This window comes from uncultured Gimesia sp., from assembly GCF_963972345.1.
Lineage (GTDB): Bacteria > Planctomycetota > Planctomycetia > Planctomycetales > Planctomycetaceae > Gimesia.
The window spans coordinates 1-13045 of record NZ_CAXAVM010000191.1 but is presented as its reverse complement, the minus strand read 5'-3'; the positions used below and the strand labels follow the sequence as shown (position 1 = coordinate 13045).

General features: G+C 52.2%; 12 protein-coding genes. 3 read left to right on the top strand and 9 right to left on the bottom strand.

The window, feature by feature from the left end; translation table 11 throughout:
- Positions 1-148 precede the first annotated feature (148 nt).
- The gene (locus AACZ40_RS23470; protein ID WP_291175586.1) at positions 149-679 is read left to right on the top strand and encodes a hypothetical protein; all 531 of its coding nucleotides are present in this window, start codon (positions 149-151) and stop codon (positions 677-679) included.
- Between the two features lie 27 nt (positions 680-706).
- Here AACZ40_RS23470 and AACZ40_RS23465 read toward each other — a convergent pair whose 3' ends face one another.
- From AACZ40_RS23465 to fae, 8 genes are all read right to left on the bottom strand, one after another.
- Positions 707-1882: a DUF1501 domain-containing protein gene (locus AACZ40_RS23465; protein WP_291175588.1), complete on the bottom strand. Its 1176-nt coding sequence runs from the start codon at positions 1880-1882 to the stop codon at positions 707-709.
- A 141-nt stretch (positions 1883-2023) separates the two neighbouring features.
- Positions 2024-2995, bottom strand: coding sequence for a beta-ribofuranosylaminobenzene 5'-phosphate synthase family protein (locus AACZ40_RS23460; protein ID WP_291175591.1), 972 nt, complete (start codon positions 2993-2995; stop codon positions 2024-2026).
- A 48-nt stretch (positions 2996-3043) separates the two neighbouring features.
- Positions 3044-3670, bottom strand: coding sequence for a DUF447 domain-containing protein (locus AACZ40_RS23455; protein WP_291175595.1), 627 nt, complete (start codon positions 3668-3670; stop codon positions 3044-3046).
- 88 nt (positions 3671-3758) lie between these two features.
- The gene (locus tag AACZ40_RS23450; RefSeq protein ID WP_291175598.1) at positions 3759-6356 is read right to left on the bottom strand and encodes a POTRA domain-containing protein; all 2598 of its coding nucleotides are present in this window, start codon (positions 6354-6356) and stop codon (positions 3759-3761) included.
- 401 nt (positions 6357-6757) lie between these two features.
- Positions 6758-7360 carry a hypothetical protein gene (locus AACZ40_RS23445; RefSeq protein ID WP_291175601.1) on the bottom strand — a complete coding sequence of 201 codons (603 nt, stop codon included), beginning with the start codon at positions 7358-7360 and terminating at the stop codon, positions 6758-6760.
- A complete protein-coding gene (locus AACZ40_RS23440; protein WP_291175604.1) occupies positions 7357-7950 on the bottom strand; it encodes a sigma-70 family RNA polymerase sigma factor in 594 nt (197 codons plus the stop codon). Before AACZ40_RS23440 ends, AACZ40_RS23445 begins: the two co-directional genes overlap by 4 nt.
- Before the next feature lie 145 nt (positions 7951-8095).
- Positions 8096-8959: an NADP-dependent methylenetetrahydromethanopterin/methylenetetrahydrofolate dehydrogenase gene (locus AACZ40_RS23435; protein WP_291175606.1), complete on the bottom strand. Its 864-nt coding sequence runs from the start codon at positions 8957-8959 to the stop codon at positions 8096-8098.
- A gap of 103 nt (positions 8960-9062) precedes the next feature.
- Complete coding sequence (gene fae / locus AACZ40_RS23430) at positions 9063-9560, bottom strand: formaldehyde-activating enzyme (protein ID WP_044237432.1); 498 nt, start codon at positions 9558-9560, stop codon at positions 9063-9065.
- 257 nt (positions 9561-9817) lie between these two features.
- Here fae and AACZ40_RS23425 point away from each other — a divergent pair, with 257 nt between their 5' ends.
- Both AACZ40_RS23425 and AACZ40_RS23420 read left to right on the top strand, forming a co-directional pair.
- Positions 9818-11128: an ATP-grasp domain-containing protein gene (locus tag AACZ40_RS23425; RefSeq protein ID WP_291175616.1), complete on the top strand. Its 1311-nt coding sequence runs from the start codon at positions 9818-9820 to the stop codon at positions 11126-11128.
- Positions 11129-11243: 115 nt separating this feature from the next.
- The gene (locus AACZ40_RS23420) at positions 11244-12596 is read left to right on the top strand and encodes an enolase C-terminal domain-like protein (protein WP_291175620.1); all 1353 of its coding nucleotides are present in this window, start codon (positions 11244-11246) and stop codon (positions 12594-12596) included.
- Between the two features lie 24 nt (positions 12597-12620).
- Here AACZ40_RS23420 and AACZ40_RS23415 read toward each other — a convergent pair.
- The coding region (locus tag AACZ40_RS23415; RefSeq protein WP_339676060.1) for a site-2 protease family protein at positions 12621-13045 on the bottom strand (425 nt) is incomplete at its 5' end.

The following is a 13045-nucleotide window of genomic DNA, read 5'->3' as shown; positions in this document are numbered from 1 at the left end:
CACGACCACGACCACGACCACGATCACGATCACGATCACGATCACGATCACGGGTAGGTAAATCGCAGGTGATCAGGATGATCCCGCGCGCATCAAATCAGAAAACGCAGTTCAAAATCGTCTGGTAGTAAAGGATGACTGGCCAATCATGTTTCATTTGAGCGATACCAATACGATACTGACGGGGGTGTTACTCATTACGGTTGCCTGGATGCTGCGGAAAAACTTTCGCTATCAGCATCAGGTACGAAACCGTAATCCACTGGCCGAGGCACAGCACGAACTTTCCAGCCTGGAACAGAGCCAGTTCAATCGCCTTAATCAGCTGGAAATCAAACTTTACGAGTATGGCAGAGAAGTGGAATCCCGCAGTGATGACCGCCTGCGCGTCCTTGATGAACTGTTACGCGAAGCCGATCGGGAGATCAACCGGTTACGCCAGCAACTGGCGCTCACACAACAGAAGCAGACTAAAGCGGGACAGGAGGCCGGCCCCGATATTCTCATGTATGAAAAATCGCAGCCTCTGTCTGCCACTGCGGAAAAGCGTCTGATGATGGTGTATCTCAGCCAGGCCGGTTTCTCCGCCCAGGAAATCAGCAACTGTTTTCAGTGTCAGCGGGAAGAAGTCGAACGGGTCCTGGCGGAAGACTCTCCCCCCGGTTCCGAGATTGCCTGAGTCGTACTGCACGCTTACTCAAGCAGGTCAGCCGCTGATCAGTTCACCGATCGGAGAAGCATCCACGAGTCTGATTTCCTCCTGGTCAGAACGAGCCAGGCAGCTGCCGGGATTCAATCCCAGATGATGGTAGACAGTCGCCGTCAATTCAGAGGCATGGACAGGACGCTCCACAGGCGCACTGGCCCGGGCATCGCTGGCGCCAATCACTTGACCACCCGGCGTTCCTCCGCCGGCCACGAGTGCCGACCAGACATGAGGCCAATGATCGCGGCCGCCATGTGCATTCACCTGTGGAGTACGACCGAATTCCCCCGTCGCCACCACCAGCGTATCATCCAGTAAGCCGCGCGTGGATAGATCATCAAGCAAGGTAGAGAGTGCTTTGTCAAATGCGGGCCCGAGCGAATCCCGGTATTCATAAACTTTACCGGAAGTCCCTGCTCCGGTGCCATGACAATCCCAGGTTAACTGCTGATGTAGATCATCAAACAGATTGACGACCACACACCGTGTGCCCCGTTCTACCAGTTGACGGGCCTGCAGTAACAGTTGCCCAAAGCGGTGCTTACCGTACTGCTGTTGGATCGCCTTGGACTCTCCCGTAATTTCGATTTCAAATTCAGCTGAAGAAGACGCGCCTACAGCAGTCGCCGGTTCGAAGTCTTCTCCCAGGAAGGCTGCCTGTTGACCGCGATAAGTATTTACTCCCAGTGACGTCACCTGTCGCGGCAAGACCACAAAAGGGGGTGCATCCCCGCGGGGTCCCCACTGGCGAGCGACGACAGAACCGAAGCAGGGATAATTCAATGTGCCGCGGGACAGTCTTCCCGTCATAAGCAGCTGGTGACCCGTTTCGTGAATCGGTGCGGCGTCGTGATACAGGGAACGGATGAGAGAAAACTGACCTGTTCTCTGTGCTAACTGAGGAAATGCTTCACTTAGAAAAAGACCGGGAACGGTAGTCGAAATCGCTTTGAGTGGCCCCCGGATTTCGGAGGGGGCTTCCGGCTTGGGATCAAAAGTTTCCAACTGACTGGCACCGCCGGTCAGCATGATGAAAATACAGTTTTTGCGGGAACGGTCACGCTGTGTGGCCGCCAGGGCGGCGCGTTCCGCCATCGACAGACCGACAAAGCTCAGACTGCCGACTCGCAGGAAATCACGTCGTGAAACTTCCGATTGTTTTTGTCTGGAACTCATTGCGTATATTTCTCACTTCTTTTCAGAGTGTTTCGACTTAATCGGGGTTCCCCTATTATAACAGCCTTCAACTATAGTCGAAGAATTCCTCTCTGGAATTCAGCCTGTTTCTGGAACTTCTGCTGCAATACCCAAAGTTCATCAGATCTGCTTGATCTGTATGCCCGCCCCTTCGTTCAGGGGACGGGTTGCTCTTATCTCACAGAATTCACCGTAACCATATTTGGTGACTAGACTTGTCACCATTTCAACATCCTGGCAGATAAGGGACAATGTCGGCCCCCAGGAAGTTTGTGCCATTCCCCGGATTCCATGGGAAAGCAGCTTCTTTTCCAGTTCTGCCATCCGGGGATCGGCAAAGATGCCCCCTTGAGCGGGCTCGAAAAATTCGCCGACAATATGACCAAATTCGGTCAGTCCCGTCGTAAATTCTTCGAAATTACGGGTCTGGACAGCGGGTGCCAGCTGCATCAACGCCAGCCGACAGAGCTTTTCCGTAGTGGCTGTGGGCATGGGCCCTAACTGCTGAATGGCATCTGCTTCCACGTATCCAGAGATTCCTGCACGATTGGCAGGGGTGATCAGGAGTATCTGCCAGTCTTCAGGAAAATCCGAACGAACGACCAGCGGACTGATCTCATCGGATGACTGCTTGCCCCCTTCGACCAGAAAACCACCCGCTGTGAATCCATGAATGCCTAATGCGGAGCGGGCCCCGCGCTGGACCCGCGCGGCCAGTTCTACGGATGTCAAAGAGGATTCGTCCGCCTGTGAAGCGAGCGCCTGTGCAACAGCCAGGCTTAGCTGGGTCCCGGAACCGAAGCCGCAGTGCCGGGGAATTTCTGCTCGCAGCTCCAGTTTATAAAATCGGTTGGAATACCAGTCGGGCCGTGCAGTCCGGATTGCAGAGAGTGCTTCTCTGATTTTTGCGATACTTCCTGGACTGCCTGTCACATGATCCACGGTATCAGTTGAACGTGTGACAGAGAGCTGCAGTTGCGGTTCCTCGACCATGAGGCCAATGCCACCAAACTCGCGTCCTACCTGGGGCGCAAGAGCGAGCAACCCCCAATGCAGACGACTTCCCGTCGTGATGATCACTTCACGCGCCATGACAGATTCAGTTTCAGACTGAGAGAATTGGTTTAAGAAACAGTGGTTTCAGGACTGTGCTTCAGCATACGCTTTTGAAATGAATTCTTCCAGTAAACGGAACGCTGTCTGTTCATCCGGGCCCGCTGTTTTTCTGACAATTTCCGCAAGCGCCTGGTACTGCGCCAGCAGCTCACTCTGTTCGATGATATGAGTGCGGGTGGCAAGAATGGCTGCTTCCAGAACGGCATGTTTCGCACGGTTCAGCCCGAAATAATCGCGAATGCGGCCCTGGTGGATTACTATCGCCTGCATGACCGTGCGGGCATCAGATTCATCGATGGTCGCAATCTGAAATTCATACCAGCGACAGGCTGAAGCCAGTACGCGGCCGGTGATTTTCTCTGCCGGAAATGTTTCCGGAGTTTCCTGTAGCGTTCCGATTGCGGTTTTGGCCAGCAGTAAGACATCATCCACCACGTGAAAAACACCACAGCGGGTTTCTTTCAGATTGCTGAAAGTACGAGATGTCTGAAAGGGGCGCAGCACCAACTGTGACATCGCCTGATCGACCTGCGGTCCCATGGGAGCAATATTCAGTTCTCCCGATTCATTTTGGCTGGTAACAATTCCTTCCAGAATCATGCCTGCGGCTTCCTGATGAATTTCAAGTTCACGATAACGAGCCTGTATCATAGGCTGAAATCAGGTGGTTGGAAACCAGCGCCGGCTCTGAAAATCGATTCCGGCAGCAGATCGGTTACACAGTCGATCTCTCAGACTGTCAGCGGGTAAACCCGACATAGAAACTGAAGACCTGTGTCTGGTCGAACGTTTCCTTGGCCAGAGGCACTGAGAAGTCGAGAGCAACAGGCACAGGGCCCATTGCAGGAACCGTTAATCGCAGACCGGCACCCACGGCGACACGGAACTGATCCAGAGAGACATCTTCTTCCACGGTACCGAAGTCACTGAAGAAGACCATCTGAATCATCTCGTCAGCGGTAATCGGCACCATGTACTGAGCACTACCCAGGAAGCTCCAGCGACCACCGACGGCGACGCCATTCTGACGGGGTGTCACACCACGGAATTCGAAACCGCGGAAAGTCTGGAAACCACCGGCATAGTAGCGTTCGAAAACGGGGGTATCAGTATCCGTCCAACCCAGAGAGGCACTCAACGACAGGATGTGGCGTCCACCCCCGTCGGGTCGTTTGTAGATTGTGAAGTACTGACTGGCGTTTGTTTCCAGGCGACTGTAATCATATTCACCGACGGCCTGTTCAGCCGCAAATTCCAGAATATGTCCTTCTGCAGGCAGGAATGCCGCATCGCGCGTATCATGTGTGGCCGACAGACGGAAAGTATTCAGCAGGTTATTCCCGACAGACTCTTGTACGATGGGCGGCGTCGGTGTGCGGGGGTTTGTCAGGTCCACATTTTCCAGACGGTATTGACCGTTGATCGACCACTCCTGGGTTAACTGACGTCCCAGACTGAGTCGGGTCCCGACACGTTCTTCGTTCCAGTCGGTATAGAATCGGGTGAAGTAAAATCCACTGACTCCCAGACTGAAGTTGGTATCGAGGAAATAGGGGTCTGTCCAGTTCACCAGATAACGACTGACCTGATCTCCGGGGACGGCTTCTGCACGGAACCGCTGTCCGCCACCGCGCCAGGCGGTTCCATCCATGATGTCTTCGAAGCTGCGGGGAGGTCTGAGAATATCAAAGTTTTCTTCCTGTAACACGACTGAACCGACGACGCCGGCGTCACTGTTCACACCTACGCCGAACATCAGACGACCGGTTCGACTTTCGGAAGCATACACATCCAGGTCAACCCAACCCGGCTGCTGCTGAGGAAACTCGGTTCCCATCGGATCACCGAGCGGACTGTTGCCGAACAGGGGATTCAAGGGTTCGGGAATGCCGTTGTCATAATTCTGACCGCGGAAGATTTCCTGGGTGCGTTTCTGTTCGTTGACAGGGCCATCATCGTAGATGACACCCTGATCGAATTTCTGATCAAGTTCGTAATTCTGACCACGTACGACATCATCCCGACGGATCGCTGCCAGTTCCTGCTGGGGATCAACGCGGGTTACGTTAATTCGAGGTCCATCTTGTGGTCCGGACTGAAAGACTTTGTTGCCTTCGATCCGCCGCTTACTCTTGGCGATCAGTCGCTGGTTCGCCCGATCGCCGGGTGCGACCAGCATCGGATTGGTCAAGACGGAACTTTTCGTACGGGGGTTATCCCCCGAAATATGTGCTGTAATTTTGCGGATGCGATAGGGCTTGTCTTCGCTGATCTGATAAACGAGATCGACCTCACCCGGTGCTTCGAGAAAACGGGGTACGGGGTTGACTTTGGCGAACAGGTGTCCGAGTTCTCCATATTTGTCCGTCAACGTCTCAACGTCGGTTGAAAGTGTGCGGCTGTTAAAATACTCACCGGATGCCAGTTTGATCTTATCTCGAATTTCTTCTTCAGAAAAGATGCGGTTTCCCTCGATCAGGATGTCCCGGATTTTGTATCGTTTTCCTTCGTTGACCGAATACTCAATCTGTACATGGGATCGATCTTTATTAAAGCCGATTTTCTCGTCGATTTTCACATCGAAGAAGCCAAGACTGTTGTAATACTGCTTCAATGAAATCAGATCATCTTCCACGGTGGAAGGATCAAATTTCCCCCCGAAGACGCTTAAACCCAGCGGTGCTTTTTTGGTGAGAAGTTTGGTTTTCAAGACACCATCACTGACGAATTTATTACCGCTGAACTTGATTCCCGTGACGATGACTTTGGGACCTTCATTGATCTCAAAGATCACCTGGCGGTCATCGGGGTTGTCCCCTTTCAACAGTTTGATTTCGGCAAAGCGGTAACCACGTTCGACATACAGTTGCTTGATCCGCTGAACCGATTCCTGGTTGGCAGAGATATCGAATGGAGAACCGACTTTTAATCCGGTGGTTGCTTCCAGTCGCTTGGTTTTCACTTTTTTATTACCACGAAATTCGACCTTCTCCACGATTGGTCGCTCTTTGACTTTAAAAACGAGTATCAGCCCCTGATCGGTTTTGCGATAGACGGGTTGCACACTCGAAAACCAGCGGGTCGCAAACAGCAGTCGAACATCTTCCAGAACCTGGTCGCGGGTCGCAGGACGACCGCGTTGAATTTTTGTTTTCTGTAATATTGCCAGGGCCGGAATCGAGTGATTTCCTTCCACCTGGATATCGAAAATCGGATCGTCCAACGAGATTGATTTTTTCGCTGCTTCCTGAGCGCAGGCTGAGTCAATCAGCGGAACGATTCCGTTGAAGCAGTCTCCGAACAATGTAAGCTGTACCAGGATCAGGCTTAGAGCCAATCGAAATGCGTTTCCGCATCTGGTGTCAGACAAGACACCTCTTATCATGTCGAATCCAATTGTAATATTTACGAGAAAAGATATGAGGTTCACTCAATTGTGACAGGATGGAATTCACGTTGTTTCAGGCCCTGTGATCTCAGAGAGGATTTGAGAAAAGGGAGTGTTAGACAGGAAAGTTGCCCTCAGGTTAATTGTGGGTTGCGTAGAAATAACGGAAATACAAAACAGCCGCAAGATGAGTTTTTCAGTGACATTCAGATTTACTGAGATCGTTTGAAAAAAGTGCTCTGCCCAGGATTGCCGCTTGTAAGTCTTACAAATACAGGCTGTTTTTAAGCTGTTTTTCGGTAAAATCTACGCGCAGGGCACTCTGAAAGCACGCGGGAAGGCAGGCAGAATTATTCGGCAGTCGACTGCAGGTGGCAGGCCACGCAAGACAGGACCACACTGTTGACCGACGATTTATCCATTCGGACAGCGGGGCGGGAAATCTCATCCCGCTGTGCAATCCAGACACAGGACTGTTTTCCCTCAGGCGCGCTGGCCGCGCCGGGTACCGAACTCTCCGGAACCTCCAGAGAGATCCCCCAGCCCATGAGAACTCCGGCCATGAGAATCAGGGCGGCGTTCATCAGACGTTTGTGACTGGACTTGAGCGGCGCCGGGCTGTTTGCCTTCCGGTTCATGTCAGTTTCTGCACTCAGGCGCGTGGCTGCCTGTTCTGCCATCCGTACGGTTTCGGCTGAGAGAAACGGTTTACCGGCAGCCGGAAAAGCGGGCAGTTCTTCATGGTCTGTTGACTGCTGCAGATCGGAATAGTGATTCGCGTGCTCGTCGACTTCTGAAGATGCGTCCAGAAGCTGGTGGAATGAACTCAGCGCAGGCGCCAGTGTTTCCTGCATCTGCCGACAACGTGGACACAATTGCAGATGCCATTGCAGTTCTTCACACTGATGGTCTGTGGGATGGGTAATCAGATCAAACGCTTCGTCACAATTCATGAGACATCTCCTTCCGAAGCCGTATCTTCAGAAAAACGATGAGCCAGTTGAAGCAACCCGTTTTTCACTCGTATTTTTGCTGCCGATAAACTGCAGTCCATTGTTAACGCGATTTCCGTAAATTTCATACCGCCGAAAAAACGTAACCGCAGCGTATCAGCCTGCACTTCAGGCAATTCTGCGAGATACATTGTCAGCAGTTCAAACTGTTCTGTTTTCAACACCGCCTGCAGAGGAGTTTCTGAGGAACTGGGTTCCGGGATCACCGTATCTTCAGAGGCACTGAAAGAAGAGCGTACCATTTCACGCGGTTGACGAATCTGTTGTTTATAATGTCGCCGACACAGGTTGAGAAAAATCGTCCAGAGCCATGTCGAAAACGCAAAGGTCGGGTTATAGGTTTCCCGGGCTGCAAAGGCTGCCAGAAACGCCTCCTGCACCAGATCTTCGGCTGCGACCTGTCTGCCGTACTTGCTCCAGGCAAATCTCAAAAGCCGTTCCCGGTAGCGCAATACCAGTTCGTCGAACAGGAGAAAGTCGCCTGCACAAACGCGTTTCATGATGTCGGCATCATTCAGATTCTGGTTCATCTGGATTCACAGCCATCGGGATGGAACGTCTGGAGAAACACCAGTTTCAGCCAGGAGGGATTGATCCGGGAAGTATTATTCTAGCGGTTCCCGCACAGTAAAAGCAACATGAACCTGGAATGACAGCGTAATTCGTCCGCATGAATCAGGACTGTAAATCGACACCAATCTGATAGATTTCTTCCGTATCGAGCAACAGGTCGTTGGTTTCAAACAGTTTCTGGATGGCGGCTTTGTGGATTTTCATTTTCGTCCCGCCTACGCCGATCGCTCCGTAACAGAGGATCCCGTCCCGGTCGGTGGCCTTATCCATGACATCGACTTCTTCAATTCCGGCAGGTGGAACCGCGTTGAGATCGATGACCACCTTAAGCTGTTTCATCGGTTTCCAGCAGGCGGACGGCAACAGTTTCACACCCGCAGCGCCGGCAGAAATGATGAGACTGGTAGACTTGTTGGCAGCTTCGATCTGTTTGTGATCTTTGAGCGCCAGCGGAGTCAAATCCGCATTTTCCACAATCTGGGCAATCGCCTCACAGGCCGCCTGAGCCCGATCTGCAGAGCGAGAAGCGAGAATCACTTTCGCGCCCCGTTTTGCCAGCAGTTGAGCGGCCCGTTGACCTACGGGACCGGTGCCACCCAGTACGAGGGCGGTTGTGTCGGAGAAATCGAGATGTTTTCCCGCTGCCAGAACGGCGGCTGCCGCCGTTGTGTTGGAGCCATTCGAGTCCATCATGACGGAAACCCGCATGGGACCGAAGAACGTGTCCTGTATTTTATGAAACAGAGTTTCGCCGGAATGGACTTCGCTGCCCCCAACAAAAAGTGCGGTATTCTTTAACTCTTTGGGACCGCGTGTGAACATGGCACCATGGACCAGGGACTCAACATTCACGGGAGTCACATCACTGTAGCTCATTAACTCATCAACGCCGGCATCAATGGCAACGACGCGATCAAACGAGCTGGCATGCGGATCGGTATCAAGTTGAATCAGTATTTTTTTCATGAGAGATCTCGACAATCATCAAATCTGAAAACAGCCAAACGAAATACCCCTGCTCCAGAAGAACAGGGGTATGTATTCGATTCCGCCAGCCCTACTGTCTGGATCAGCCAGCGTAGAAGGGGTGAGTTGCTTCACTCTTCTTGGCGATCATTTCATCAACAGAAGGCTCATTCTTCATTGCACGGGCAATAGCTTCCTTGGTGGCTTCGTAATTGTAATCGAAGATTTTCTTATCATCATCCGCTTCCCAGTGGATAAAGACACCACAGACGATCACGAGATCTTCGCATTGATCTTTAGGAATGACACCAGCTTCAACGCTGTCTGCAACTGCTTTGGCGACAGCGTATTGAGCGGGGCCAAACATCTGCACGGCCTGTTTTGCACCTTTGATGGTGACTTTGGTTACCATCACGGTGGCGGGCTTGACTGCGAGGTTTGGTGATAACACAGCCAGCAGGTTACTGTGACCCATTTTCTGGCTGGACAGAGCGTTTGCGAAAGCTGCACCGACGGGACCGGTTTTGTCACCAATCAACAAATCGATATGAGCAACTTCATTACCTTCACCTACAAGTGACTCACCGACAAACATTGACATTCTTCGTTCTCCATTTCTTATCAGGTTCACATAGTTATGCTGTTAGCACAATTAAAAACGGATCACGAATACCGCAGTCCTGAAGGGACGGCGAAACAAACGGCTGGGTCTGCTTCGCCTTGGATCATTCGTAGCCTCTAACCAGTAATAACAATTTAAGAAGCGGATTGCCAGTAAACCGCTGGTAATCACTGTAAATCCTCATAAAATTGTCACCTCATCCCTTTGATACTCTGTCAGATGCCTGGAAAAAATCTGTGAAAATTCCTGGACCAGCTTCCTTACTGATCGTCGGCGCCAGTACGCGGGCCGCCGCCTGTTCTGCCATCCGTGCCGGCCTGCAGCCTGTCTGTGCAGATCAGTTTGCCGACCGCGATCTACGCGCGTTGACTGACGTCCTCTTCAAAATTGATGAGGGCCAGTCCTGGCTGGAAGCGGTTCTGAAACGGGAACCACTCGACTGGATCTATACGGGTGCAGTGGAAAACCGACCGGAATGGATCAACTCAATCAATCAACGTCATACTCTGCAGGGGAACGCCGGGGATGCTTTAAAAAAGGTGCGTGATCCCTTTTTTCTGCAGGAACTGCTCGCCCGGCAGTCGATTCCCGTCTCACCCTGTCTGCCTGCCGATGCCCCCACTTCATCCCGGGAACGCTGGTTGCGCAAACCCCGGCTGAGTGCCGCCGGCCAGAGAATCTGCTTTACTGAGAACGGCACCACTGATCCAGCCCGGGTGGATCAATACTATCTGCAGCAGTTTCAGCCAGGAATTCCCGTGTCTGCCCTGTTTATCGCCTTCGCAGACCGCTGTGTTCTGGTGGGTACTGCAATGCAATTGACAGGAAACCGGGTATTGCATGCGCCCCCTTTTCAGTTTTGTGGCGGAATGACAGTCTCTCCCGTGCCTTTGATATGGCGTTCCCCCCTGAAAGAACTGGGACAGAATGTCGCGCGCGGCTGCCGGCTGAGAGGCCTGTTTGGCTGCGATCTGATCTGGAATCCTGACCGGGAACCGGGGTTATGGCTGACTGAAGTCAATCCCCGCTACACGGCATTGACCGAACTCTTTGAGTTGCAGTATCGCCTGCCGCTGCTGCATTGGCATCTTGCTGCCTGCCGTTCCAATAGCGTTTCATCAGTTCCACCTGAATCCTCAGCCGCTGAACTGATTCGGATACTCAAAATCTGCGAAAAACAGCAGATCTCCCCTGTTTCTAAAGGAATTTTGTATGCACCAGCCGATCTGAATGCCCCTGACCTGCCTCTGGAACAGACCGGGTGGCAGACTCCCGCGATCGCTGACATTCCCGATCCGGGAACCAGAATTCCGGCGGGTACTCCTGTCTGCACGGTATATGGGACCGGCGACGACCATGAAACATGCCTGGCTTCACTGGCAGATCAGATTCTCCGCTGGCAACGGCTGATTCAACCAGAGCGGCCCCCCGAGTTGAGCAGGCAGGAAGCCTGTAACATGCTCTGGCCTGGAAAGGAATCGGAAAAACTGTTTTTTTCAGGTTTTTTCTCAAGCGGGAATGTATCAGGTTCGTTTCTTGAAGATTGAACTCAATGGTTATAAAATCCAGTTTAGAACTGTCGTTCGCCAGGACGACATAATAAATCACAGATGATCGTTTCGTCTGCTATCTCACGTAACATGAAGGAATAAATTCAGACCGATGCCCAAGTCAACAGATATCAAAATCGTTGAGGCAAAATTTTCAACTGAAGAAGTCCCCTTCCGGACCCCGCTCAAATTTGGTGGCCGGGTGATGGACAGCAGTGTTCTGTTGAATGTGGAAGTCATCGTTGAAACACGCAATGGAAAACAGGGTATCGGGATCGGCAGCATGCCGGCGGGTAACATCTGGGCCTGGCCCTCTTCAGTCGTCAGCCCGGAAGACTCGCTGAAAGCGATGATCGAATTCCTGAAAGAGGCGGTCGAGATCGCTGACATCTGTCCGGAAATCGCGCACCCCATCGACCTGATGTACCACATCTCGGCTGAATATCATTTCATGGCGAAGAAGCTTTCCAAGCGTCTCGGCCTGGCAGAGGAAATTCCCGAACTGGCACAACTGGTGGCTTCCAGCCCCCTGGATGCCGCAATCCATGATGGCTTCGGGCGTGCGAACCATATTAACAGCTACAACGGTCTGTCTTCCGAATTCATGATCCACGATCTGACTGAGTACCTGGACGATCAGTTTAAAGGGGAGTACCTGGATCAGTACACGCTGCGTGATCCCAAACCGACTCTGCCGCTGTATCACCTGGTCGGTGCCTTAGACCCGATTACCGAAGCAGACATCACCGAACGTGTCGACGATGGCCTGCCTGAGACACTGGGTGAGTGGATCAAAGCCGACGGCCTGACACATCTGAAAATCAAATTGTCCGGCGATAACATGGACTGGGATATCAGCCGCGTAATGGCTGTCGAGAATGAAGCCGTCAAAGTACAGAGTGAACGTGGACAGGATAAGTGGGTCTATTCCCTCGATTTCAATGAGAAATGTGAAAACGTCGATTATGTTCTGGAATTTCTCAACAAAATCCGCGAGCAGACTCCGGCTGCCTTCGATCGCGTGCAGTACATCGAACAGCCCACCAACCGCGATCTGAAAGCCAACCCTGAAAATAAAATGCACGAGGCTGCCAAAATCAAACCCGTGGTGATTGATGAATCGCTGGTGGATTATGAATCGCTGCTGCTCAGTCGTGATCTGGGTTACTCGGGCGTGGCATTGAAAGCCTGCAAAGGCCAGACCGAATCGCTGTTCCTGGGTGCTGCCGCTCAGAAGTTTGGCATGTTCCTCTGCGTACAGGACCTGACCTGCTGCGGTTATTCGTTCCTGCATTCAGCCAGCCTGGCAGCACGCATTCCCACGATTGCTGCAATTGAAGGGAATGGCCGTCAGTACTGTCCCGGTCCGAACAAAAAATGGAAACGCTCTTATCCGGGCATGTTCAACATCACTGATGGCACCGTAAAGACGTCTGAACTGAACGGCGATGGACTGGGGTTCTGAACCTGCCGGCAGGACCAGGGAGTTTTACCAGGTATTGTTACGCTGCTGGTAGGCCTGAAAGTTAAAGAATGCAAACAGCGCGAACATGATGCCGGCATAGCGCTGCTGGTGCATAAAGAAATAAGCTGCCAGGCCTCCAGCTACGACCATCGAAATCTGTATCGCCAGCACATCGCCGCGTGAGCGCTTGACGGTTCTACAGATATCTTCGCAGATATGACCGCCATCCAGCGGGAGTACCGGCGCAAGATTGATCAGTCCCCAGATCAGATTAATGAACAGCAGGTCGTGAAAGGCCATCCCAATATAAAAACGGGCCTGTTCACTGAATCCGTCCCAGACACCATAGCGAACTGTGAAATATCTGAAGAGAAAGATGGTTCCATACAGCGCGAATCCAGCCATGGGCCCTGCTGCAGAAATAATGATCGAACGCTGTGTTGTCAGCC

Coding starts and splice junctions, on each gene's coding strand:
- AACZ40_RS23470 (WP_291175586.1), top strand. CDS start 149: ATGTTTCATTTGAGCGATACCAATACGATACTGACGGGGGTGTTACTC.
- AACZ40_RS23465 (WP_291175588.1), bottom strand. CDS start 1,882: ATGAGTTCCAGACAAAAACAATCGGAAGTTTCACGACGTGATTTCCTG.
- AACZ40_RS23460 (WP_291175591.1), bottom strand. CDS start 2,995: ATGGCGCGTGAAGTGATCATCACGACGGGAAGTCGTCTGCATTGGGGG.
- AACZ40_RS23455 (WP_291175595.1), bottom strand. CDS start 3,670: ATGATACAGGCTCGTTATCGTGAACTTGAAATTCATCAGGAAGCCGCA.
- AACZ40_RS23445 (WP_291175601.1), bottom strand. CDS start 7,360: ATGAATTGTGACGAAGCGTTTGATCTGATTACCCATCCCACAGACCAT.
- AACZ40_RS23440 (WP_291175604.1), bottom strand. CDS start 7,950: ATGAACCAGAATCTGAATGATGCCGACATCATGAAACGCGTTTGTGCA.
- AACZ40_RS23435 (WP_291175606.1), bottom strand. CDS start 8,959: ATGAAAAAAATACTGATTCAACTTGATACCGATCCGCATGCCAGCTCG.
- fae (WP_044237432.1), bottom strand. CDS start 9,560: ATGTCAATGTTTGTCGGTGAGTCACTTGTAGGTGAAGGTAATGAAGTT.
- AACZ40_RS23420 (WP_291175620.1), top strand. CDS start 11,244: ATGCCCAAGTCAACAGATATCAAAATCGTTGAGGCAAAATTTTCAACT.